This is a genomic window from Rhizobium herbae (assembly GCF_019511375.1).
In the GTDB taxonomy this organism is placed as follows: domain Bacteria; phylum Pseudomonadota; class Alphaproteobacteria; order Rhizobiales; family Rhizobiaceae; genus Pararhizobium; species Pararhizobium herbae_A.
Genome location: NZ_JAEUAO010000001.1, coordinates 356369 through 378154 on the forward strand (window position 1 = coordinate 356369; position 21786 = coordinate 378154).

Consider the following 21786-nt stretch of genomic DNA (forward strand, 5'->3'; position numbering starts at 1 on the left):
CCACTCCTCAGGCCGCCGCGTCGATGATGTTGGCATAGCCGTTGGCTTCGAGATCAAGCGCCAGCGACTTGTCGCCGGACTTGATGATCTGGCCCTTGTAGAGAACATGAACGCTGTCCGGCACGATGTATTCGAGCAGGCGCTGGTAGTGCGTGATGACGACGACGGCGCGATCGGGCGAGCGCAACGCGTTGACGCCGTCGGCGACGATCTTCAAGGCGTCGATGTCAAGGCCGCTGTCGGTTTCGTCCAGCACGCAGAGCTTCGGCTCAAGAAGGGCCATCTGCAGGATTTCCGCGCGCTTCTTCTCGCCGCCGGAGAAACCGACGTTCAAGGGGCGCTTCAGCATGTCGGGGTTGATCTGCAGCCTGGCGGAGGCTTCCTTGACGCGGCGGATGAAGTCCGGCGTCGAAAGCTCCTCCTCGCCGCGATACTTGCGCTGCTCGTTCAGCGCCACCTTGAGGAACTGCATCGTTGCGACGCCCGGAATTTCAACCGGATACTGGAAGGCAAGGAAAATCCCCTTGGCGGCGCGCTCGGACGGGTCGAGTTCCAGAATGCTCTCGCCGTTGTAGAGGATGTCGCCTTCGGTGACTTCATAGTCTTCGCGGCCCGACAGGATATAGGACAGCGTCGACTTGCCGGAGCCGTTCGGCCCCATGATCGCGGCGACTTCGCCCGCCTTCACGGTCAGGTCAAGGCCGCGGATAATCTCGGTGCCGTCTTCGGCGATGCGGGCATGGAGGTTCTTGATTTCAAGCATTTCGATCTTCCCTTTGGGAAATGAATAGACATCGTGCGCAGCGTTGCGCGCATCGGGTTCAATGTGTGAAGCCGCTTAGCCCACCGAGCCTTCCAGCGAGATCCCGATCAGCTTCTGCGCTTCGACCGCGAACTCCATCGGCAGTTCCTGGATGACTTCCTTGACGAAGCCGTTGACGATCAGCGCGATCGCCGCCTCTTCCGGAATGCCGCGCTGCAGGCAGTAAAACAGCTGGTCTTCGGAAATTTTCGACGTCGTCGCCTCATGCTCGAACTGGGCCGAGGCATTGCGTGCCTCGATGTAGGGCACCGTATGCGCACCGCACTTGTCGCCGATCAGAAGACTGTCGCACTGCGTGAAGTTGCGGGCATTTTCCGCCTTGCGGTGCGTCGAGACCTGACCGCGATAGGTGTTCTGCGACACCCCGGCGGCAATGCCCTTGGAGATGATGCGGCTCGACGTGTTCTTGCCGAGATGGATCATCTTGGTGCCGCTATCGATCTGCTGATGACCGTTCGAAACGGCGATCGAATAAAACTCGCCGCGCGAACCATCGCCGCGCAGGATGCAGGACGGGTATTTCCAGGTGATGGCTGAGCCGGTCTCGACCTGCGTCCACGAGATCTTCGAGTTCTTGCCGCGGCAATCGCCACGCTTCGTCACGAAGTTGTAGATACCGCCCTTGCCTTCCTTGTCGCCCGGATACCAGTTCTGGACGGTCGAATACTTGATCTCGGCGTCATCGAGCGCAACCAGCTCGACGACCGCGGCATGCAGCTGGTTTTCGTCGCGCTGCGGCGCGGTGCAGCCTTCGAGGTAGGAGACGTAGGCGCCCTCTTCCGCAATGATCAGCGTGCGCTCGAACTGGCCGGTGTTCTTCTCGTTGATGCGGAAATAGGTCGAGAGCTCCATCGGGCAGCGAACGCCCTTCGGCACGAAGACGAAGGAACCATCGGTAAAGACGGCGGAATTCAGCGTCGCATAATAGTTGTCGGTCGTCGGAACGACGGAGCCGAGATATTTCTGCACGAGTTCCGGATGTTCGCGGATCGCTTCGGAGATCGACATGAAGATCACGCCGGCCTTCTTCAGCTCTTCCTTGAAGGTGGTCACGACCGAGACGGAATCAAACACGGCATCGACGGCGATCTTCGACGTCGCGACGCCCGCCAGCATCTCCTGCTCGCGCAGCGGAATGCCGAGCTTCTCGTAGACCTTCAGAATTTCCGGGTCGACCTCGTCGATCGACTTCGGTCCGCTCTGGTTCTTCGGCGCGGCATAATAATAGATGTCGTTGAAGTCGATCTTGGGGTAATTGACGCGCGCCCAGGTCGGCTCCTCGAGCGTCAGCCAACGGCGATAGGCACCAAGACGCCATTCGAGCATCCATTCTGGTTCCTGCTTCTTCGCCGAAATGAAGCGGATGATCTCTTCGGACAGGCCCTTGGGCGCCTTGTCCATCTCGATCTTCGTTTCGAACCCGTATTTGTACTGGTCCACATCGATCAGGGCGACCTGATCGATTGTTTCCTGCACGGCAGCCATGTCGTTCTCCAATCTCGCCGGATACAAGGTCCGGCAGCTTGTCAGTACGATGCGATTTTCGTCGCACCGCTTATGTAATGGCTAAGGGGCCATTTTCATCCCGTTTGCCAAGCGGAAAATTGAATTTCCGCAATTTTAATGCTTTCAGGCGGCGGCACCCGAGAGCCTGCGACGCGCCGCGACCTTTGCAAAGACCTCGGCACACCGGTCGACTTCGGCCCGCGTCGTAGACGACCCGATCGATATCCGCAATGCGCCCTGTCCCGGATCATGCCCCATGGCCGACAGGACATGGCTCTGGCCGACCTTGCCGGACGAACAGGCCGACCCTGCCGACAAGGCGACGCCTTCCAGATCGAAGGCGATCTGGCCCGTCTCGGCCTTGAGGCCGGGCAAGGTGAAGAACGTCGTATTGCCGAGCCGTGGCCCGCTTTTGCCATGGATGATGACGTCGGGCGCTGCGGCGACCATTTCGCTTTCCAGATCATCGCGTAACGCCGACACGGCCGCCATTCGCCCCTCGAGCCCATCGACCGCGGCGCGCACTGCGGCCCCAAAACCGGCGATGGCGGCAGGGTTTTCCGTCCCCGAGCGATGGCCCTTCTCCTGGCCGCCGCCACGGATCAGCGCCGAAGGCATCAGGATTTCGCCTCGTGCGATCAGTGCACCCGCGCCCTTTGGTCCGCCGAGCTTGTGCGACGAAATGATCAGGAAGTCGGCGCCAAGATTCTCGATCGACAACGCGATGCGGCCCGCGGCCTGAACCGCATCGACGACCAGGATGCCGCCGGCCGCCTTGACCAGATGCGAAACCTCCTCGATCGGCTGGACGATGCCGGTTTCGTTGTTGGCGAGCATGACGGCGACCATCGGCAGGCCGGTCTGGCGGTCGTGTGCCGCAAGTGCCGCCTCGAGCGCTGCCAGGTCCAGCATGCCCGCGGGCGTCACGGCGATTTCGCTGATGTCGTTCCGGCTGAAACGGCCGCCTTCGCGGATGGCGGGATGCTCGATGGCCGACATATAGAGATGGCCGATCGAAAGCGGCGTCTTGCCCATGCGGAAGTCAGGCGTCAGCACCCAGTTTGCCGCTTCGGTCGCGCCGCTGGTGAACGTCACGCTGGCCGGCTGCGCGCCGCACAGTGCGGCCACGTCGCGCCGCGCAGTCTCGACCAGCGCGCGGATCTTGCGGCCTTCGCCATGGACGGATGACGGGTTACCGGCAAGGTCGAGCGCAGACAGGCACGCCTCTCGCGCGGCCGGCAAAAGCGGCGCGGTGGCATTCCAGTCCATATAAATGCGCGCTTCCCTCATGTTCCCTTGCCAAAGAATGACCGGTTGCCATGTTAAAGGCAGCGGCCGGTGCATTTTCCTTGAAATTTTCGCGTCGCTTGCCGTAAGAGACGACACTCGTCACGGAAAGACCGTGTCAAAGTTTTGAATGGTTCTAAACTACGTTGTAAAAAAGCTGACTGCTTTCGTCAAGACTGCTGAAGCCCGGGAACGCGTTTTTTAGTGCCATAAACATGCCCGGAGAACCAATGCCCGAAATCATCTTCAACGGACCGGCCGGTCGCCTCGAAGGCCGTTACCAGCCGTCCAAGCAGAAGAACGCCCCGATCGCCATCGTCCTGCACCCGCATCCGCAATTCGGCGGGACGATGAACAACCAGATCGTCTACCAGCTGTTCTACATGTTCCAGAAGCGCGGTTTCACCACACTGCGCTTCAATTTCCGTTCGATCGGCCGCAGCCAGGGCGAATTCGACCACGGCGCCGGCGAACTGTCCGATGCAGCTTCCGCACTCGACTGGGTCCAGAGCATGCACCCGGATTCGAAGAGCTGTTGGGTCGCCGGCTATTCCTTCGGGGCGTGGATCGGTATGCAGCTTCTGATGCGCCGGCCGGAGATCGAAGGCTTCATGTCGATCGCGCCGCAGCCGAATACCTACGACTTTTCGTTCCTGGCGCCCTGCCCGTCATCCGGCCTGATCATCAATGGCGATCTCGACAAGGTGGCGCCGGAAAAGGACGTCAACAACCTGGTAGACAAGCTGAAGGCGCAGAAGGGCATCCTGATCACCCACAGGACCGTGCCCGGCGCCAACCACTTCTTCAACGGCCAGATCGATGCGCTGATGGCGGAATGCGAGGATTATCTCGACCGGCGGCTGAACGGCGAATTGACGCCGGAGCCGGCGGCCAAGCGCATCCGCTGAGATCTCAAAAGGCCGGGTCGTTTCCGGCCTTTTCATTTGCTGATGATCGTCACGCCTGGGCCTGACGCAGTTCGCGGCCACAAGATCGAGAGCCTGTTCGCAAAGCTCAGGGACTGGCATATCGCCCTCACACCTTCTTCTCGGCGATCTGCATCCCAGCCGCTGTCTCTTCCGGCTCTGATCAATAAGCCCCGAGTCTAAGCCTTGCCCAGATGCTTTGGCCAGAATTCCTGGTGGACTTCGGCGGCCTCGCCTTCCAGGTTCGTCGGGCCAACCACAGTGACGGCACGCGCGCCGCTCTCCAACACTGCCCGGCTCGGCACATTCAACCCGATCCCGGCAATCTCGCCGAGCCGCGTTTCGGAGCACGCAAACACCACGCGCCCAATGCCCGACCAGTAGATCGCCCCGGAGCACATCGCGCATGGTTCAGTGCTTGCGTAGAGCGTGCAGTCAGCGAGAAAAGACGGGTCGTAATGCTGTGCCGCCAGTTTAATGAGGTTCATCTCGGCGTGATTTGTCATGTCGCGGCCGGTGAAGACGCTGTTTTCGGCGCGCAGGATGACTTCGCCGTCCTTCACCAGTACTGAACCAAACGGTTCGTCGCCGTTGGCCATCGCGGATTTCGAGAGCGCAATCGCCTCGCGCAGAAACGGCTCGTGCTTTTCCATGAGACCCCCAAGAGTTAGAGCGGGATGATCTTCCCTCGGATCGAAGCGATTTCCAAGGGCTGCAAATCAGATTCAAGATCGGTGATCTGCATCGAGCAATCAGTCCTCAGCCTGGCGGTTTCCGGCAAGGGAAAACGTTAGGCGGGGCGCAAGAGCCCTGATTTTCGGGCATGCTGAGGACGCCGCCGGTGACCGCAGCGGCGACGCCCGTCGTGCCTGGAAAGGTCAGCGGCAAGTTCAGCAAAGAGCGAACAGCGAGATAGGCCCAGGCTTCCGCTTCCATGGCGTCCCCGTCGAAACCGGCCTCCTCCGCAGCGATGACCCTCGCGTTCTCTACCCGGGCAAGGTCCAGGAGATCCTGCATGATGACACGGTTCAACCGCCCGCCGCCGCAGACGATATAGAGCGCTGGTGGTTCGGGAAGATGCTTTGCCGATTTCAGAATGGCTGCGGCCGTGACATGGGCAAGCGTGCGCGCACCGTCCGCCAGCCCGGCCTCCCCCTTCTGCGGCGGCAGGAAATCATTGCGATCCAGCGATCGGCGCTGGTTGGAGGAAAAGAAGGAACTGCCGAGATAGCGATCGGCGAGGCTCGGCAACACCTTTCCGGTGCTGGCGATTTCCCCATCCTGGTCGTAAGCGGCGCCCGTATGCATCTCCACCCACTGATCGATCAGCGTATTTCCCGGCCCGCTGTCATAGGCCACGATCTCTCCGTTCCTGCCGATGAAGGTGAGATTGGAGATGCCGCCGATATTGACGAATACCGTCGGCAAGGCCTGGCCGGCGCTTGCAGCGAGTGCGGCGTGGTAGACGGGGATGAGCGGCGCGCCCTGGCCGCCGTGGACCATGTCATTGGCGCGCATGTCGAAGACGACCGGGATGCCGGTCGTCTTTGCAAGAAGTGCGCCGTCGCCAAGCTGCACGGTGAGCGCCTCATCCGGACGATGGAGAACGGTCTGCCCGTGAAAGCCGATCACATCGATCTCGCCAGGCGACAGATCATGCCGATACAGAAAATCGCTTACGGCAACGGCATGCCGTAGCGTCAGGGTTCGCTCTACCGCACTAAGGTCGCCTGGCCGCGCGGTCCTGTCGGTCAAATCCCGTGCTGCAACCAGGGCCCGCTTCAGTCGGTCGCGGAAAGACGGATCATACGCTATGCCCATGGATGGTCCGCGTTCGACGACGTTTTGGCCATCGGTGCGAAGGAGCGCGATGTCGATGCCATCCATGCTCGTGCCGCTCATCAGGCCGATGGCCGTTCTTATGGTCTTGGTCATCAGCGTTCCAAACTCGCAGGCCGTGGCTTAAACATTCCCGACGCAGACAGGTGCACTTTTCAACAAACAGTGCTAAACGCCCCGCACATATCCAACAAGCGTTAATCCAAACAGCCCACCGAAAGAGACAGGTCATGTCCGAGTTCAAGTCCGATTTCCTTCACACCCTCCAGGAACGCGGTTTCATCCACCAGACGTCCGATGACGCCGGGCTGGATGCGCTGTTCAACAAGGAGATCGTGACGGCCTATATCGGGTTCGATCCGACAGCACCCAGCCTGCATGCCGGCGGTCTCATCCAGATCATGATGCTGCACTGGCTGCAGGCGACCGGCCACCGGCCGATCTCGCTGATGGGCGGCGGCACCGGCATGGTCGGCGACCCGTCCTTCAAGGACGAGGCACGCCAGCTGATGACGCCCGAAACGATTGCCGCCAACATCGCCAGCATCAAGTCGGTGTTCTCCAACTACCTGACCTACGGCGAAGGGCCGAGGGATGCCCTGATGATCAACAATGCCGACTGGTTGCTCGGCATCAACTATCTCGAATTCCTGCGCGATGTCGGCCGTCATTTCTCGGTCAACCGCATGCTTGCCTTCGACAGCGTCAAAACGAGGCTCGACCGCGAACAGTCGCTGTCCTTCCTGGAATTCAACTACATGATCCTGCAGGCCTACGACTTCGTCGAGCTCTACAAGCGTACCGGCTGCCGCTTGCAGATGGGTGGCTCCGACCAGTGGGGCAACATCGTCAACGGTCTCGACCTTGGCCACCGCATGGGCACGCCGCAGCTCTACGCGCTGACCTCGCCGCTGCTTACCACCTCTTCCGGTGCCAAGATGGGCAAGTCGGTCAACGGCGCGATCTGGCTCAACCCGGATATGCTGTCGGCCTACGACTTCTGGCAATACTGGCGCAACACGGAGGATGCCGACGTGTCGCGCTTCCTCAAGCTCTACACGACGCTGCCGATGAGCGAGATCGCCCGCCTGTCGCAGCTTGGCGGCGCGGAAATCAACGAGGTCAAGAAGATCCTTGCGACGGAGATCACGGCGATGCTGCATGGCCGCGCTGCCGCCGAGGAAGCCGCCGAAACCGCGCGCAAGACCTTCGAGGAAGGCGCGCTTGCCGAAAACCTGCCGTCGATCGACGTGCCGGCGGCAGAGCTCGAGGCCGGCGTCGGCGTTCTCACTCTGTTCGTCCGGGCCGGCCTGGCGGAATCCAACGGCAAGGTGCGGCAGTTCCTGAAAGACGGCGCAGTCCGCGTCAACGACAAGGTGATCAGCGACGACCGGCAGGTGATCGGCACAGGCGAGATCACCGCCGAAAACGTCATCAAGCTGTCGCTTGGCAAGAAGAAGCACATTCTCGTCCGGCCCGCCTGATCGGCGGCAACGTCGTGCGACCACTGCGAAACCGGCGGCGACCCCGCCGGTTTTTTATTGAAACTCGAAGATGCTGCGGAATACCCCGGGCGCGATGATCGACAATGGGTTGATCGTCAGGTTCGGCTTTACGAACGGTCCCGTCAGCTTGAAGGTGATCCCGAGCAGGCCGCGGTCGCGGCCATTGCCGAGGAGCACGCCGATCAGCGGCAGTTCGCCAAACAGCCGGTTCAGTCCGTAAGCCGGCATGAACGTGCCGGTCATGTCCATGTTGCCGTTCTTGTCGCGCACCGTCCCCTGGAAGGTGGCGCCGACATCATTGCCACGCACAACCCCGCCGTCGACCGCGATTATCCCGCCGTCGAGCATGACATTTGCGAAACCCCGCTCGAAACGCGCCGAACTGACGTCGATGTCCCTCTTCACTGCCTGGTTCAGACTTCGGCCGTCAGCGCCGGTCGGCGTCGAAACGATCGATTGCAACCGGGCTTCGTTGACCAGCGAAAACTTGCGGATATCGACAATCCCACGCCAGGAACTGGCGCCCCTGTCGCGCAGCTTCACGTTCAACAGGCCGCCGCGCATATTGCCGTAGATATTTGCGAACCGGGCCAGCGATCCGGCATCGCCGCTGGTCAGTTCCAAGATATTGTCCGGACCGATTTGCGTGAGCCTGGCCACGACCGCTTGGCCGCTATCGGTAACCGCGGAGAGATTGAGCGCGTCGATCTGCTTGCCCCGTGCGACGTATTTCAGATCGAGGTTCGACAGGGTTTCGGAATGGAATCCGATCACCCGCTGCAGGTTTGCCTCCAAGGAGATCCGCGTGGAATCCATCGTGTCGTTGCCGGAAGAGGTGCGCAGACGTTCGATGACCGGTCGGATATCGGCGGCGTTGCCGCTGACGTTGATTGCAAAGCCATTCTTCTGGCGCTTGACGCTCACTGCGTAATTGTCGTCCTGGGCCAGCCGCACCGACGAAAACTGGCCGGAGACCAGACCCGATTTATCGATCACCAGCCTGCCATCGGCGCCAAAACTACCGCCGTCCAGCTTCAGGTCGTCGATCTGCGTGACGCTGTCGATGGTCGAAGCGGAAAACGTCGCCTTGGCGGCAATTCCCGGTCCCTTCGACCAGCCGATCCAGGGCAGCGAAATCGACGCGTTGCCGAAGTCGGCCGAAACCGTGTGGCGATCGTTTTCGTCGATCAGGATGTCGAGCGACACCGGTCCGCTGATGATCTGCGTGAGGCCGGGGGCGAGCTTGGCGAGCATCCCTTCCCGAAGCGTCCCTGAAATTTCGCGTTTTCTCGCCACGGTACCGCCAGCGCCGACAGGTTCGACAAGCGAGATGTCCATCGGCCCGCCATCGATGTCGGCTTTCGCCTCCAGCACAGCCTGTTGCGGATCGATTCTCAGCGTACCCTGGATGTTGGAGATCGCACGCCCGGATATCGGCTTGTTGACCGTTACGCCGTCGAGCAGCATCTGCGCCTGCCATTGCGGCTCGGGTGGATTTTGTGCTCGCACAAGCCCAAATCGTGCGCCGACCTGCGCCGTCATGTTACCTGCAAAGTCCTCTGGCTTGAACGGCGTTCGCTGGAGGGCGGAGATGGGCCGGTAGCTGACGAGTTCGGCGATCGCATCCGCCTGCCCGCCGACGTCCACCTTCATTTCGGCGATCAGCGGCTTTTCATAGGTGTTCGGGATGACGAAATTGCCGCCCTTCAGGGAGACCGAGCGGCCGGATGGGAAATAGGCGGTTCCCCGCTCGATCTGCACGTCGAGATGCTCGCCCTTCAGCGTGAATGCTCCGGCCGCGTCGCGTAACGGAGGGATGTCGCCCGTGATATTCACGCGGGCGTCCGCGATGTCGAAGCGAACGTTGAGTTCATCGCCGTTCAGATCGATCGGTCCGACGGTCCGGGTAACGCGTCCCATCGGCAGGAAGACTTCGATCCTGCCATTGGTGACGGTTCCGCCATAGACATTGTTGACGACCCAACGACGAGCGTTCTTTCCGACCCACCACGGCCAAAGCTGCTTCACCGCGGCCGACTGCAACTTGTCCGTGACAAGCGCAAAGCTGACCTGCGGCGACATTTCGCCGAAGGTCATGGCAAGCGAACCGGCCGCGGCGCCAAGCCTGCTCGATACCGCAAGTTCGTCGAAGATCAGTTCATGGCTCTCCGACAGAAAGCGGCCCTGCGCCTTGGCGTCGAAGATCAGCGGCGGTTCATCGACATCGACAGGCGCGGAACTGGCAGACTGCAGCAGAATATCCAGCAAAAAGCCCTTCTTGCCGGCCGGCGCGGTGTGGTCGAGATCGGCGATCGCACCGGTAAAAGGAAAGGCCGAGCGACCAACCCGTACGATGGAAGGCAGAATTTCGATCCTGCCCCGGCCGAAGTCGTAGGTGACGTTCAGCTCGGATTGCTTCAGCTCTGAGGTGAATGCGCCAGCGTAGAACGCCCCCGCGCCAGTCCGGGCTCTCAGTTCCAGCGCAGGCGGCGCACCATCGGCAGCGCGCGTAGCGGTGATGCTCAGATCGGCTCCACTTCTGATGCCGAAGGCGGGTTCCGTTGCAGTCTCATCCCGGTGAAGAAGCGCCGAAAGCGGCAGTCCGGTCGCTGCGCCATCAAGATGCGCAATGCGATCGCCCTGCCGGCTGGCGCGCAGGTGCAGTTCAGCGGCTTCACCAGCCACAAAGAAGGCCCCGTCGATCTGCATCGAGCCGTCATTGCTGCGCTTGAAATCAACGGCATCCACGACCACCGGAACGACGCGGTTGCGTGGCCCTAAGAAAGACAGTTGCAGGTCCGCGATCCTGACGGATTCGGTATTGCTGCGACTGATCAACTGCGCGATGCCGTCCATCTGGTTGAAAACGAATTCCAGTCCGCTGGCGACATCGGCAACACGTATCGTCGTGAGATCGATCGGTTTACCCTGCGGCAGCAAGGAGGCATCAAGCGTCGCTCCCTCTGCCTCCAGCCTCGACACGGCAACCCGCCCGCTTAAAAGCGCCATCGGATCGATCTCGATAAAGACGGAATTGGTGGTCACCAGCCGTTTGTTGGAGGCATTTTCGACGAGGGCGACATCCTGCGCCTTGAGCGCGAGGCCGCCATTCGACGTCAAGCGCAACACCGTGCTGCCGACCTCGGCATGATAGCCGTCGCCGATCGCCGCGTTCAGTGCCGTCTGAGCCCGCGCGTTGAGCGGTCCGTCCAGCAACCCGCCTTCGATCGTCGCTAGTAGCACTGCCCCGACAAGAAAGGCAATTGCTGTCACGACGGTGATTGTCGTCAACACCAGTTGTGTAATGCCGCGCTTGCGCGGCGCATGCAGGATGCACGGGTCATACGCCTGCGCCGATGGCAGGTTATGCAAAGCGACGATGTCTTCCTTGCGAAACGATACCCTTTCGCCGCGGATTTCACTCATCAGGGAGGCGGCCTCCCAGGATAGTCAAAAAGTTCATTCGCTCGCTTTTTCCAGTCCGTTGCAATGCCCCGCGACGCCAGGCAGCAAGACTCTGCCACAAGCATCTTGCGCACATTCTCGTGGCTGATTTCATTCGGACATCCGTCCGGGAATGCCACCAGGCACTGCGTCGCCCTGAGGCATTTATGTCCGTTTCACAGTAGTTAAAGAAGAACGGCAGGGCAAACGCTGTCTGCCGCCAGGCATCTCGCTCTCCGATCGGATTGCGCGTTCCACACGGCGCTGGACGCGGCGGGGTCGGATTCGATAAGCCTCTTGCGATAACCGACGCAGCTCATGGCGCAGAAAAAAGGATTATCCATGGCGAATTTGGAAGAAGGTGCATCGGCACCGGAATTTACGCTTCCCCGTGATGGCGGCGGCACCGTCTCGCTGGCGCAATTCAGGGGGAAATCCGTTGTCCTGTTCTTCTATCCGAAGGACGACACCAGCGGCTGCACAGCGGAATCCATCGCCTTCACTGCGCTTGCGGGCGATTTCGCAGCCGCGGGCGCCGTGGTGATCGGCATGTCGCCCGATTCGGTCAAGAAGCACGACAAGTTCGCGAAGAAATACGATCTTTCCGTCATTCTGGCTGCCGATGAGGAAAAGTCAGTCCTGAACGCCTATGGTGTCTGGGTCGAGAAAAGCATGTATGGCAGGAAATACATGGGCGTCGAGCGGACCACCGTGCTGATCGACGCAAACGGCATCGTCCGGCGGGTCTGGGGAAAGGTGAAGGTTCCGGGGCATGCCGAAGAGGTGCTGGCCGCCGTGAAAAGCCTTGCGGAAAGTGGCGGAAAATGACGGAACTGCCGGCGATTCGGAGCCTGCGCGACGGAGCGGCGCGCGCCATCTGCGCCGCCGACCTCGACGTGAAGACACTTCTGACGCAAGAAGTCGCGCGCCGCTGGAATGCGCGCAGCCTGTCCTTGCGGTCGCCGCTCGATACCCAGGTCCCGGATCGTCCGGGCCGCCCTCTAAAACCGGATCTCATACCGCCGAGACAGGTGCCGAAGCGGGCACTGACAACGCAGAAGGGACGGGTCGCCCTGCTCCACGCCATTGCCCATATCGAACTCAATGCCGTCGATCTCGCGCTCGACATCGTTGCCCGGTTTGCCGGTGAGCCGGTGCCGAATTCGTTCTTTGACGGCTGGATGCGGGTAGCCTTCGAGGAAGCCAAGCATTTTCGCCTGGTCCGAGACCGGTTGCGGCAGCTCGGCGCGGACTATGGCGACCTGCCCGCCCATGACGGTCTCTGGCAGGCGGCCCATGACACCCGCAACGACCTCACGGCACGTCTCGCTGTCGTGCCGCTCATTCTCGAGGCGCGCGGCCTCGACGTGACGCCTGCCCTGCAGGCGAAGATGCGCGAAGCCGGCGACCTGGAAAGTGCGGCGGTGCTCGATGTCATCTACGAAGACGAAAAGGGCAATGTCGCCGTTGGCGCCAAATGGTTTCGCTTTCTCTGCGCCCGCCAGAAGAAGGACCCGGCCGCGGCATTTCAGGCGCTCGTGCGGGCCAATTTCCGTGGGCCGCTGAAGGCACCGTTCAACGACATAGCGCGGGCGGAGGCCGGTCTGACGCCGTCATTCTACCGTTCGATGACGGCCTCGGTGAACACCTGACGCCACGCCGGCGTTGGCTCGGCAAAGGCTTTATTAACCTTAACAGTGTCTAATCAACCGCATCAAAACGCGCAGAATCGCACGCGGCGGGGGTGAGTTGGTGTCTAGGGAAAGCCGGGTTTTCGGCAAGCGCGCACAAAAGCACATCATCATCGTCGCAAGCGGTGACAAGGTTCGCCACATGACCTTCCAGCCCTGGATGGCGGCGCTGTCGATCTGCTTCGTCTCGGTGTTTTCGATCGGCTACCTTGCCGCAACGTCGTATCTCGTCCTGCGTGACGACCTGATCGGCGGAACCATGGCGCGCCAGGCGCGCATGCAGCACGAATATGAGGACCGGATCGCGGCTCTGCGCGCCCAGGTCGACCGGGTGACGAGCCGCCAGCTTCTCGACCAGCAGATCGTCGAGGACAAGGTCGAAAAACTGCTCGAGCAGCAGATGGCGCTGACATCCCGGCACGGCAAGCTCGGCACGCTTCTCGATCGGGCGGAGGAGTCCGGCATCGCGCAGGACGAGGACCAGGAGGTCACGGCTCCACAGGCCCATGACAAGCGTGCCGATGCAAGCGGCGGCATCAAGGCGATCGAGCGGCTGATGGGGATCGGCGGCCGTCAGACGCAACAGCCAATGGCGCTCGCCTATGCCCCGCAATCCGCGTCCAAAGGACAGGAGACCATATCCGATCGGGCCGACCGGCTGTTCTCGAAGGTCACCCTCTCGCTCAAGGACATAGAGCAGGACCAGAAGCATCGCATCCAAAGCCTGACGGCCGGCGCTTCCCAGGCCACAGACGCCATCGTCAACATCGTCGCCCGCACGGGTATCAAGGTTGTCGACGACGAACCGCAGACGGCGGCCGCAAGCACGGTGGAAGACGAAGCGGCGGTCGGGGGGCCGTTCGTCGAGCCGGAAACCGCCGAAGCCTTCGACAATTCCCTGGTCGCGCTCGACACCGCGCTTGCCCGGCTCGAACATGTCCGCAACCAGGCCAGGAAACTGCCGTTCAACAATCCCTCCCCTGCGAGCGACGTCACCAGCCGGTTCGGCAATCGCCTCGACCCTTTCCTCGGGCGGCTGGCCCTGCATGCCGGGATAGATTTTCGCGCGCCGAGCGGAACGCGAATCGTCGCGCCCGCGCCCGGCACCGTCATCACGGCCGGCAAGAACGGCGGCTACGGCAACATGGTCGAGATCGACCACGGCAACGGCATCACGACGCGCTATGCGCATCTATTGACCATTCTCGTCAATGTCGGCGACACGATTTCGACGGGCGAAGCGATCGGCCGCTCCGGCAGCACCGGTCGCTCGACCGGGCCGCATCTGCATTACGAGGTCCGCCTGAACGGCGAGGCTGTCGATCCGATGCGCTTTCTGAATGCCGGGATCAGGCTCAGCCGCTATATCAACTGACAAATACCGTCTTGCCAAGGTGCCCTTGAGAGGCATGCCGGAGCCATCCTGCCGACGGCAGGCCGTTTATTCACCCTGTTGCAGGGCAAACCGCCGGTTTTCTTGACTTTGTCTGCCTATGGGACTATGAGCCCCAGCGACGGCAACGAAAGCATTTGCCGAGTCACCAGAGTTCGACCGAACCGGAACGGAAACAGATTTCCCTTTGACCACTTTTTCAGACCTTGGCCTGAGCCAAAAAGTTCTTTCCGCAGTTACCGACGCGGGCTACACGATTCCTACGCCGATCCAGGCCGGTGCCATTCCGCCAGCCTTGCAGCGGCGCGATATCCTCGGCATTGCCCAGACCGGCACCGGCAAGACGGCATCGTTCGTGCTGCCGATGCTGACGCTGCTCGAAAAGGGCCGCGCCAGGGCCCGTATGCCGCGCACGCTGATCCTTGAGCCGACACGCGAGCTCGCAGCCCAGGTTGCCGAGAACTTCGAAAAATACGGCAAGAACCACAAGCTCAACATCGCCCTTTTGATCGGCGGCGTCTCCTTCGATGAGCAGGACCGCAAGCTGGAACGCGGCGCCGACGTTTTGATCTGCACGCCCGGCCGCCTGCTCGACCACTGCGAGCGCGGCAAGCTTTTGATGACCGGCGTTGAAATTCTCGTCATCGACGAAGCCGACCGCATGCTCGACATGGGCTTCATCCCGGATATCGAGCGCATCGCCAAGCTGATCCCGTTTACCCGTCAGACGCTGTTCTTCTCGGCCACCATGCCGCCGGAAATCCAGAAGCTCGCCGACCGCTTCCTGCAGAATCCGGAACGTGTCGAGGTCTCCGTCCGCTCCTCGACGGCAACGACCGTGACACAGCGCTTTGTTGCGACCCACAGCAAGGATTATGAGAAGCGCGCCGTTCTGCGTGACCTGATCCAGAAGCAGGAAGAACTGAAGAACGCCATCATCTTCTGCAACCGCAAGCTCGACGTGGCCGACCTCTTCCGGTCGCTGAGCCGCCACGGCTTCTCGGTCGGCGCACTGCACGGCGATATGGACCAGAGTTCACGCACGAAGATGCTCGCAAGTTTCAAGGACGGCAACATCCAGCTGCTCGTCGCCTCCGATGTGGCCGCGCGCGGCCTCGACATTCCGGATGTGAGCCACGTGTTCAACTTCGATGTGCCGATCCACGCGGAAGATTATGTCCACCGTATCGGCCGCACCGGCCGTGCCGGCCGTTCCGGAGCCGCCTTCACGCTGGTTTCCAAGCGTGACACGAAATTCGCGGACGCCATCGAAAAACTGATCGACAAGAAGATCGAATGGCTGAATGGCGACCTTTCCGCCCTGCCCGCCCCGATGGAAAGCCACGACAGTGGCCGGTCCGAGCGCGGCGGACGAGACGGCAAACGCGGCGGCCGCCGCAACGACCGGGACCGTGACCACGCTCCCCGTCCGGTGTCCAGTCATAAATCGGACATCAAATCAGACGACATATCGACGGATCAGGAACCGGTTACAGCAAAGGCAGAATCTGTGAGACCAGAACGCAAGGCAGACACGAAACCGCAGAATGCCGGCCGCCACAGCAACCGCCCTGCGCCGCAGCCGCACCCGGCCAACGACGACAATCGCGACCGCCGCAACCGCTACCGCCGCGATCACGACGACGGTCCGACCCCGATCGGCTTCGGCGATGACATTCCCGCCTTCATGCTGATCGCCGGCAAAGCCTGATCATCCAGGCAGTCGCATGGCGAATCCAGGCATCGATTTCCCCGGTGTGGGATCAGGGCTTGCCGTCTTGAATGACGGCAAGCTTTTGCTTTGCAAGCGTCTGAAGGCACCGGAAGCCGGCCACTGGAGCATTGTCGGCGGCAAGGTGGATCACATGGAATCGGCCGCAGAGGCCGCGCGCCGCGAAGCTGAAGAAGAAAGCGGCCTTTCGATCCATTCCGCGCGTTTTCTCTGCCTCAGCGAACAACGTGTCGAAGCCGACCGCCAGCACTGGGTCTCACTGATCTACGTCACTGAGGATTTCTCCGGTGAGCCGCGGCTGATGGAGCCGGACAAGCTCTCCGAAATCGGTTGGTATGCGCTCGACGACCTGCCGCAGCCGCTGTCGGTGTTCGCGCAGGACGCAGTCAGGGCGCTGAAGTCGATGGCTACTTCTTAGCCCGCAAGGCGGCTTCATAGGCGAGCCGCACCCAGCGGGCCATCACGGGCGGATCATCGAACGCTTCGTCCGGAACCGACCAGTAAGGCATTTTCACCGGCTTTCCCTTGCCGTCATAAGCCCATTGTGAACAACCGGCAGCCTCGAAATCCGGTGCGCTTTCGGCATCGGCCTTGAGCAGGATGTCACCATCCACCTCCAGCGCCAGGATACGACCCTCGAAATAGATGCCCTTGCCGCCAAACATGCGCTTGACGGTTACCGGGCCAAGCGCTGCGAACATCTCCTCGATTGCCGCATTGTCCATTTTTCGTCAGCCTTTCAGCCAGTTTACCCGGGCTCCAAAGGGCGTCTACAGCGTGCGATAATCCCGATCGAGGTAGACGAGTGCCGGTTTTTGTACGCCGAGGGTGACGGCCACGACCTCACCGAACAGCACGATATGCGTAGCGACCGTCTTGACGTCGATCAACCGGCAATCGAAGGCGGCGACGGCCTCGCGAAGAATAGGCGAGCCGGTTTTCAATTCATCCCATGTGCCATGTTCAAATCGTGCGGCAGGAGCGATATTATTGCGGCCGGAAAAGACCTCGGCGAGATCCATCTGGTCGGCGCCGAGCAGATTGAGGGCAAAGCTGCCGCTGCGCGCGAAGATATCATTTCTCGGGTTTGCCCCATTGAGGCAGACAAGCAGGGTCGCGGGCTTGTCCGACACAGAGCATGCCGCAGTGATCGTCACGCCGCGGCGTTCGCCTTCATGCGCTGCAGTCACGATATGAACGTGGCCGGCCAGCCGGCTCATGGCATCGCGGTAGGTCAAGGGGTCCAGTTGGGTCTTGTCCAACACGGCAGTCTCCAGATCGGGTTCGTTTTAACACATAGACGCTGCGACAAAATATGAAAGCCATCGGCCGATTTTTCTTGGTTCCGCGCGGCAATTGCCGTTCAGGCGGCGAAGGTCTCGATCTTTTCCTTTGACGCCTTCGGCCACATCTTTAAAACATGCGCATTATCCACCTGGAAAAACACATGTTCCGTTCGATTGTCGCAAGCCTCCTCATTGCCGGATCGGTGCAGGCCGCTCCAGCGACGGCGGCGGGCGTGAAGATCGCGGTCGTCGCGCCGGTTGAAGGACCGTTCGCGCTGCTCGGAAAGCAGATGCTCGACGGCGCGCGTTTCCAGGCGGATGATCGCGGGTCGGAGATCATCTCGATCCCGGAAACCTGTGAACCGAGCGACGCGGAAAATCTCAGGAAGGCCCTGCTTGCCAGCGGCGCTGAAGCCGCGATCGGGTTTCTGTGCACGGAAAGCCTCGAGGCAACGCTCCCCGCGCTCGCCGAGGCCGGTATTCCTGCATTGACGCTGAGCGTGCGGTCCGACGTCCTGATGGAGGACGCACTGAAAAAGAAGTGGCCGCTCTTCCGTCTCGTGCCCAGCGCCCGGATGGAAGCAACCAAGGTCACCGAGATCATACTGTCGCGCTGGAAGAACCAGCCGCTGGCGCTGATCGAGGACGGGACGATCCATGGGCGCGAGCTGGTGGAGAGCGTGCGTGTGGCACTGGCCGAAGTCGGACTAACGCCGGTGTTTTCCGATACCTACCGACCGGCGCAGGAGCAGCAGGTCAGCCTGGTGCGGCGATTGGCAAAGAGCGGCGCGACACATGTATTCACCGGCGGCGATCGGGCTGACACGGCCATCATCGCCCGCGATGCCGCCTCCGAACAGGTTGCGCTGACGCTGATGGGTGGTGAAGCCCTGAATGCAGCCGATCAGCATGTCGCGCTGGCAAACGGCGTACTGGCGGTAGCATTGCCGGATTACGCGGCCCTGCCGGAGGCGAAGGTCGCAAGCGACGCGATGACGGCGGCCAAGCTTATTCCCGAAGGCTATGTCTTGCCGGCATTTTCCGCCGTCACCCTTCTGGAGCAAGTGAAGGACCAGGCTGGCAAGGATGACACGCCGCTCATCGAGGCACTTCTCAAGGGACCCTATCCGACGGCGATCGGCCCGATCCGCTTCAACGCAGGCCATGAACTGGCGGACAATCCCTTCCGGCTTCTCGAGTGGCGGGACGGACGTTTCGTCCCCGCTCCGACCGCCACGGGAATCGAATGATGCGCACCGGCCCGAAAAATTCGATTGCCGATGTCGAGGGCCTCAGGGTCGGCAATGCCGAGGATCATCGTCTGAAATCCGGCGTTTCGGTTATCGTCTGCGATCAGCCAGCCGTCGCCGCCGTGCAGGTGCTCGGCGGTGCCCCCGGCACGCGCGAGACGGATCTGCTTGATCCGCACAACACGGTAGAGACGGTCGATGCGGTGGTCCTGGCCGGCGGCTCGGCTTTCGGTCTCGACGCGGCATCGGGCGTTCAGGCGGGCTTGCGCGAAATGGGACGCGGCTTCGCCGTCGGCCCCGTGCGTATTCCCATCGTTCCCGCCGCCATCCTGTTCGACCTGATCAACGGCGGCGACAAGGACTGGGGCCGGTATCCGCCCTATCGCGAACTCGGTTACCAGGCGGTGCAGGCGGCATCTGACGATTTCATGACGGGCACTGCGGGAGCGGGCACCGGCGCGCTTACCGCGAGCTTCAAGGGCGGCCTCGGCACTGCCTCGACGGTGATGGACAACGGCATCACCATCGGCGCGCTGGTTGCCGTCAACGCGCTCGGCTCCGCAACCATCGGCGATACCCCGCATTTCTGGGCGGCCCCGTTCGAAGAAGGCGAGGAATTCGGCGGGCTCGGGATGCCGCAGCCCTTCCCGCAGGATGCCCGCGACCTGCGCATCAAGTTCCGCACCGGGCAGCGCGAAACGCAAAACACCACCATCGCCGTCATCGCCACCGATGCGCTCCTGACGAAGGCGGAAGCGAAGAGGCTGGCGATATCAGCCCATGACGGTTTTTCGCGGGCGCTCTGGCCATCGCACACGCCGCTCGACGGCGATCTCGTATTCGCGCTGGCAACGGGCACGAGCGGAAAGGCCGTTTCCGTGCAGGACTTCGTCGATCTCGGCGCCGCTGCGGCGTCGACCATGGCCCGCGCGATCGCGCGTGGCGTCCACGATGCGACCCCTGCCGAGAACGATCTCCTGCCAGCCTGGTCGACCAGGGATAGCGCAAGATAACGTCGAGGCGGCGTTCGCTAACATTGTTTGCAGTGATGAGCAGTGTTATTGGCCGCAAAACAGTTTTGGAGCCCAGCATCATGCCCCTGCCTATCCGGATCGCCCCGTCAATTCTCGCCGCCGACTATGCCAAGCTCGGGCAGGAAGTGCGCGATGTCGTCGCCGCCGGCGCCGATTGGATCCATCTCGACATCATGGACGGACATTTCGTGCCGAACATTTCCTTCGGCCCGGACATCATCAAGTCGCTTCGTCCGCACACCGACGCCTATTTCGACTGCCACCTGATGATCGCGCCAGCCGACCCCTATCTCGAGGCCTTTGCCAAGGCTGGCTGCGACAGCATCACCGTGCATGCAGAGGCGGGCCCGCATCTCGATCGCTCGCTGCAGGCGATCAAGGCGCTCGGCAAGAAGGCCGGCGTTTCGATCAATCCGGCAACGTCCGAAAGCGTTCTCGACTACCTGCTCGACAAGCTCGACCTCATTCTGGTGATGACCGTCAATCCGGGCTTCGGCGGCCAGAAGTTCATTGCGCCGATGGAAGAAAAGATCCGCCGCATCCGGGCGATGATCGGCGATCGTCCGATCGATCTCCAGGTCGATGGCGGCATCACCGTCGACACGATCGCTTTTCCCGCATCGGCCGGCGCCAACGTCTTCGTGGCAGGCTCGGCGGTCTTCAGCGGTGGCCATGTTGACGCCTATCGCAAAACCATCGACGCTCTGCGCGCCAATGCCGAGGGAGCACGCGGGTGAAATTCACAGGCGGGATCGCTGCTGCGGTTTTTGCCTCGGCCTTAATGGCCGAGGTGGCCTGCGCCGGCGATATCGCCTCGTTCCAGGCCGTCGGCTTTTCACCGGATGGCAGCGTTTTCGCCTTTGAGGAATATGGCGTCCAGGACGGCTCCGGCTTTCCCTACTCCAACATCTTCTTCATCGACACGCGGAAGGATACGTTCCTGCCGGGCACGCCGATCCGCCTGCGGATCGACGACGAGCAATCCGGTCTTGCCAACGTTCGCGCGCAGACGCAGGCGAAAGCGGCGGCTCTCGTTGCTCGCCACGACATGACAGCCAATCCGGGCTTGATTGCGGCCTTCAATCCCATCACCGAGACCGAAGCGCCGGCCCATCGGCTCGCCTATCGGCAATATGCCGTCAAGCCGCCGGTTGGTGGCATCTTCACGCTGACGCTGAAGGAAATCGCGCTGCAGCCATCTGCGCGCTGCAAGGATGTGACGCCGCAATCGCTCGGCTTCGGCCTTGCCTTCGAAACAGAAGATGGCCAGACGTCGGATCGCGTCCTTCATACCGATCCTGCCGTCCCCGAGAGCCGCGGATGCCCGACCGGTTACCGGATCGGCGGCGTCGTAATCCACCACCCGGCCGGCCGGGATCCCGTCCATATCGTTCTGGTACAGGTATTGAGCTTCGGTTTCGAGGGAAGCGACGGTCGTTGGATCGCCGTTCCGGTGCCTGCGGCGCCATGAATCGAGTTCAGGTCTCCCGGGCAAAACATTATCCAAGCTTGATGCGGCGCACGGGCCGGAGGTTTCTGGCAGCTCTTCCGGCCACGCGGGACATTCTCCTTGGCGCACCGATCTGGGGTGCGATGATGGCGCTTTCGGCGCTTGCAGCGCTCTATCTGCGCAACGGTGCCGAAACCTCACATTTCTACAGCATTCTCCTGCTGTTCTTCCTCGGCGGGCTGATCGCCTGGCCTTTCGCCCTCGTTCTTGGCCGCTTCTGTGCGCAGGGCCGCGCCAGCGAAACGCGCTTTGCCGCCTTCTTTCTCTGCTTGAGCCTCTGCACAATCGCTGCAACGGCTTTCCTGTTTGCCTTGGATTACCGTAGCTTCTACGCCCGCTGGCACGCCCCTGCCGGTACGTTGACCTGGTTTTATCAGTTCGGTTTCACCTCAGCCGGCGCCGTCTATCAGTTCATCGTCATGGGCATTCGCCTCTATCTGCCGGTCGGATTTGTCGTCCTGGCAGCCGCCAGTTTCTGGCTGGCGCGCAAGATGCCTGATCAGCAGCGTTGAGATTGGCTGCCATCTTTGCTAGAGGCTCAGCCAACTCCACCTTTGACG

General features: G+C 61.6%; 20 protein-coding genes. 12 read left to right on the top strand and 8 right to left on the bottom strand.

Annotated features, from left to right (window positions below; all coding sequences use genetic code 11):
• Window positions 1-7: 7 nt before the first annotated feature.
• The 3 genes from sufC to JNB71_RS01800 all read right to left on the bottom strand — a co-directional run bounded on the left by sufC (window position 8) and on the right by JNB71_RS01800 (window position 3619).
• A complete protein-coding gene (sufC, locus tag JNB71_RS01790) occupies window positions 8-763 on the bottom strand; it encodes a Fe-S cluster assembly ATPase SufC (RefSeq protein WP_220370130.1) in 756 nt (251 codons plus the stop codon).
• A 75-nt stretch (window positions 764-838) separates the two neighbouring features.
• Window positions 839-2308 (bottom strand): Fe-S cluster assembly protein SufB, encoded by a 1470-nt coding sequence (sufB, locus tag JNB71_RS01795; protein WP_220370131.1) that lies wholly within the window; start codon window positions 2306-2308, stop codon window positions 839-841.
• 144 nt (window positions 2309-2452) lie between these two features.
• A complete protein-coding gene (locus JNB71_RS01800) occupies window positions 2453-3619 on the bottom strand; it encodes a cysteine desulfurase family protein (protein ID WP_220370132.1) in 1167 nt (388 codons plus the stop codon).
• A 227-nt stretch (window positions 3620-3846) separates the two neighbouring features.
• On the opposite strand from JNB71_RS01800, the gene JNB71_RS01805 reads away from it, so the two are divergent.
• Window positions 3847-4524, top strand: coding sequence for an alpha/beta hydrolase (locus JNB71_RS01805; RefSeq protein WP_220370133.1), 678 nt, complete (start codon window positions 3847-3849; stop codon window positions 4522-4524).
• Window positions 4525-4721: 197 nt separating this feature from the next.
• Here the strand turns inward: JNB71_RS01805 and JNB71_RS01810 are convergent, their stop codons facing one another.
• Together JNB71_RS01810 and JNB71_RS01815 are read right to left on the bottom strand one after the other, a co-directional pair.
• Window positions 4722-5195 (bottom strand): nucleoside deaminase, encoded by a 474-nt coding sequence (locus tag JNB71_RS01810; protein ID WP_220370134.1) that lies wholly within the window; start codon window positions 5193-5195, stop codon window positions 4722-4724.
• A 106-nt stretch (window positions 5196-5301) separates the two neighbouring features.
• Entirely contained in the window at window positions 5302-6477 is a 1176-nt protein-coding gene (locus JNB71_RS01815; RefSeq protein ID WP_220370135.1) for an anhydro-N-acetylmuramic acid kinase, read from the bottom strand.
• Window positions 6478-6611: 134 nt separating this feature from the next.
• Between JNB71_RS01815 and tyrS the strand changes: the two genes are divergently transcribed.
• A complete protein-coding gene (gene tyrS / locus JNB71_RS01820) occupies window positions 6612-7865 on the top strand; it encodes a tyrosine--tRNA ligase (protein WP_220370136.1) in 1254 nt (417 codons plus the stop codon).
• Between the two features lie 54 nt (window positions 7866-7919).
• Here tyrS and JNB71_RS01825 read toward each other — a convergent pair whose 3' ends face one another.
• Window positions 7920-11312 carry a DUF3971 domain-containing protein gene (locus JNB71_RS01825; protein ID WP_220370137.1) on the bottom strand — a complete coding sequence of 1131 codons (3393 nt, stop codon included), beginning with the start codon at window positions 11310-11312 and terminating at the stop codon, window positions 7920-7922.
• Window positions 11313-11672: 360 nt separating this feature from the next.
• Between JNB71_RS01825 and JNB71_RS01830 the strand changes: the two genes are divergently transcribed.
• The 5 genes from JNB71_RS01830 (at window position 11673) to JNB71_RS01850 (ending at window position 16564) form a co-directional block, all read left to right on the top strand.
• Window positions 11673-12158: a peroxiredoxin gene (locus JNB71_RS01830; RefSeq protein ID WP_220370138.1), complete on the top strand. Its 486-nt coding sequence runs from the start codon at window positions 11673-11675 to the stop codon at window positions 12156-12158.
• Window positions 12155-12982, top strand: a complete 828-nt coding sequence (locus JNB71_RS01835; RefSeq protein ID WP_220370139.1) for a ferritin-like domain-containing protein — start codon at window positions 12155-12157, stop codon at window positions 12980-12982. Before JNB71_RS01830 ends, JNB71_RS01835 begins: the two co-directional genes overlap by 4 nt.
• A 97-nt stretch (window positions 12983-13079) precedes the next feature.
• Window positions 13080-14396, top strand: coding sequence for a M23 family metallopeptidase (locus tag JNB71_RS01840; protein ID WP_220370140.1), 1317 nt, complete (start codon window positions 13080-13082; stop codon window positions 14394-14396).
• A 205-nt stretch (window positions 14397-14601) separates the two neighbouring features.
• Window positions 14602-16125, top strand: a complete 1524-nt coding sequence (locus JNB71_RS01845; RefSeq protein ID WP_220370141.1) for a DEAD/DEAH box helicase — start codon at window positions 14602-14604, stop codon at window positions 16123-16125.
• 16 nt (window positions 16126-16141) lie between these two features.
• Window positions 16142-16564, top strand: a complete 423-nt coding sequence (locus JNB71_RS01850; RefSeq protein WP_220370142.1) for an NUDIX domain-containing protein — start codon at window positions 16142-16144, stop codon at window positions 16562-16564.
• On the opposite strand, the gene JNB71_RS01855 is transcribed toward JNB71_RS01850, so the two are convergent.
• The gene (locus JNB71_RS01855; RefSeq protein ID WP_220370143.1) at window positions 16554-16871 is read right to left on the bottom strand and encodes a TfoX/Sxy family protein; all 318 of its coding nucleotides are present in this window, start codon (window positions 16869-16871) and stop codon (window positions 16554-16556) included. The two genes, JNB71_RS01850 and JNB71_RS01855, sit on opposite strands and share 11 nt — an antisense overlap.
• Before the next feature lie 45 nt (window positions 16872-16916).
• Window positions 16917-17366 (bottom strand): flavin reductase family protein, encoded by a 450-nt coding sequence (locus JNB71_RS01860; RefSeq protein ID WP_223215768.1) that lies wholly within the window; start codon window positions 17364-17366, stop codon window positions 16917-16919.
• Between the two features lie 227 nt (window positions 17367-17593).
• On the opposite strand from JNB71_RS01860, the gene JNB71_RS01865 reads away from it, so the two are divergent.
• The 5 genes from JNB71_RS01865 to JNB71_RS01885 all read left to right on the top strand — a co-directional run bounded on the left by JNB71_RS01865 (window position 17594) and on the right by JNB71_RS01885 (window position 21738).
• On the top strand, window positions 17594-18682 hold the full coding sequence (locus tag JNB71_RS01865; protein WP_220370145.1) for a branched-chain amino acid ABC transporter substrate-binding protein: 1089 nt from the start codon (window positions 17594-17596) through the stop codon (window positions 18680-18682).
• Window positions 18679-19695, top strand: a complete 1017-nt coding sequence (locus JNB71_RS01870) for a P1 family peptidase (protein ID WP_220370146.1) — start codon at window positions 18679-18681, stop codon at window positions 19693-19695. Before JNB71_RS01865 ends, JNB71_RS01870 begins: the two co-directional genes overlap by 4 nt.
• An 80-nt stretch (window positions 19696-19775) precedes the next feature.
• Window positions 19776-20453, top strand: a complete 678-nt coding sequence (rpe, locus tag JNB71_RS01875) for a ribulose-phosphate 3-epimerase (protein WP_220370147.1) — start codon at window positions 19776-19778, stop codon at window positions 20451-20453.
• The gene (locus JNB71_RS01880) at window positions 20450-21187 is read left to right on the top strand and encodes a DUF2259 domain-containing protein (RefSeq protein ID WP_220370148.1); all 738 of its coding nucleotides are present in this window, start codon (window positions 20450-20452) and stop codon (window positions 21185-21187) included. The genes rpe and JNB71_RS01880 overlap by 4 nt, the downstream gene beginning before the upstream one ends.
• Before the next feature lie 41 nt (window positions 21188-21228).
• On the top strand, window positions 21229-21738 hold the full coding sequence (locus JNB71_RS01885; RefSeq protein ID WP_220371118.1) for a hypothetical protein: 510 nt from the start codon (window positions 21229-21231) through the stop codon (window positions 21736-21738).
• Window positions 21739-21786 lie beyond the last annotated feature (48 nt).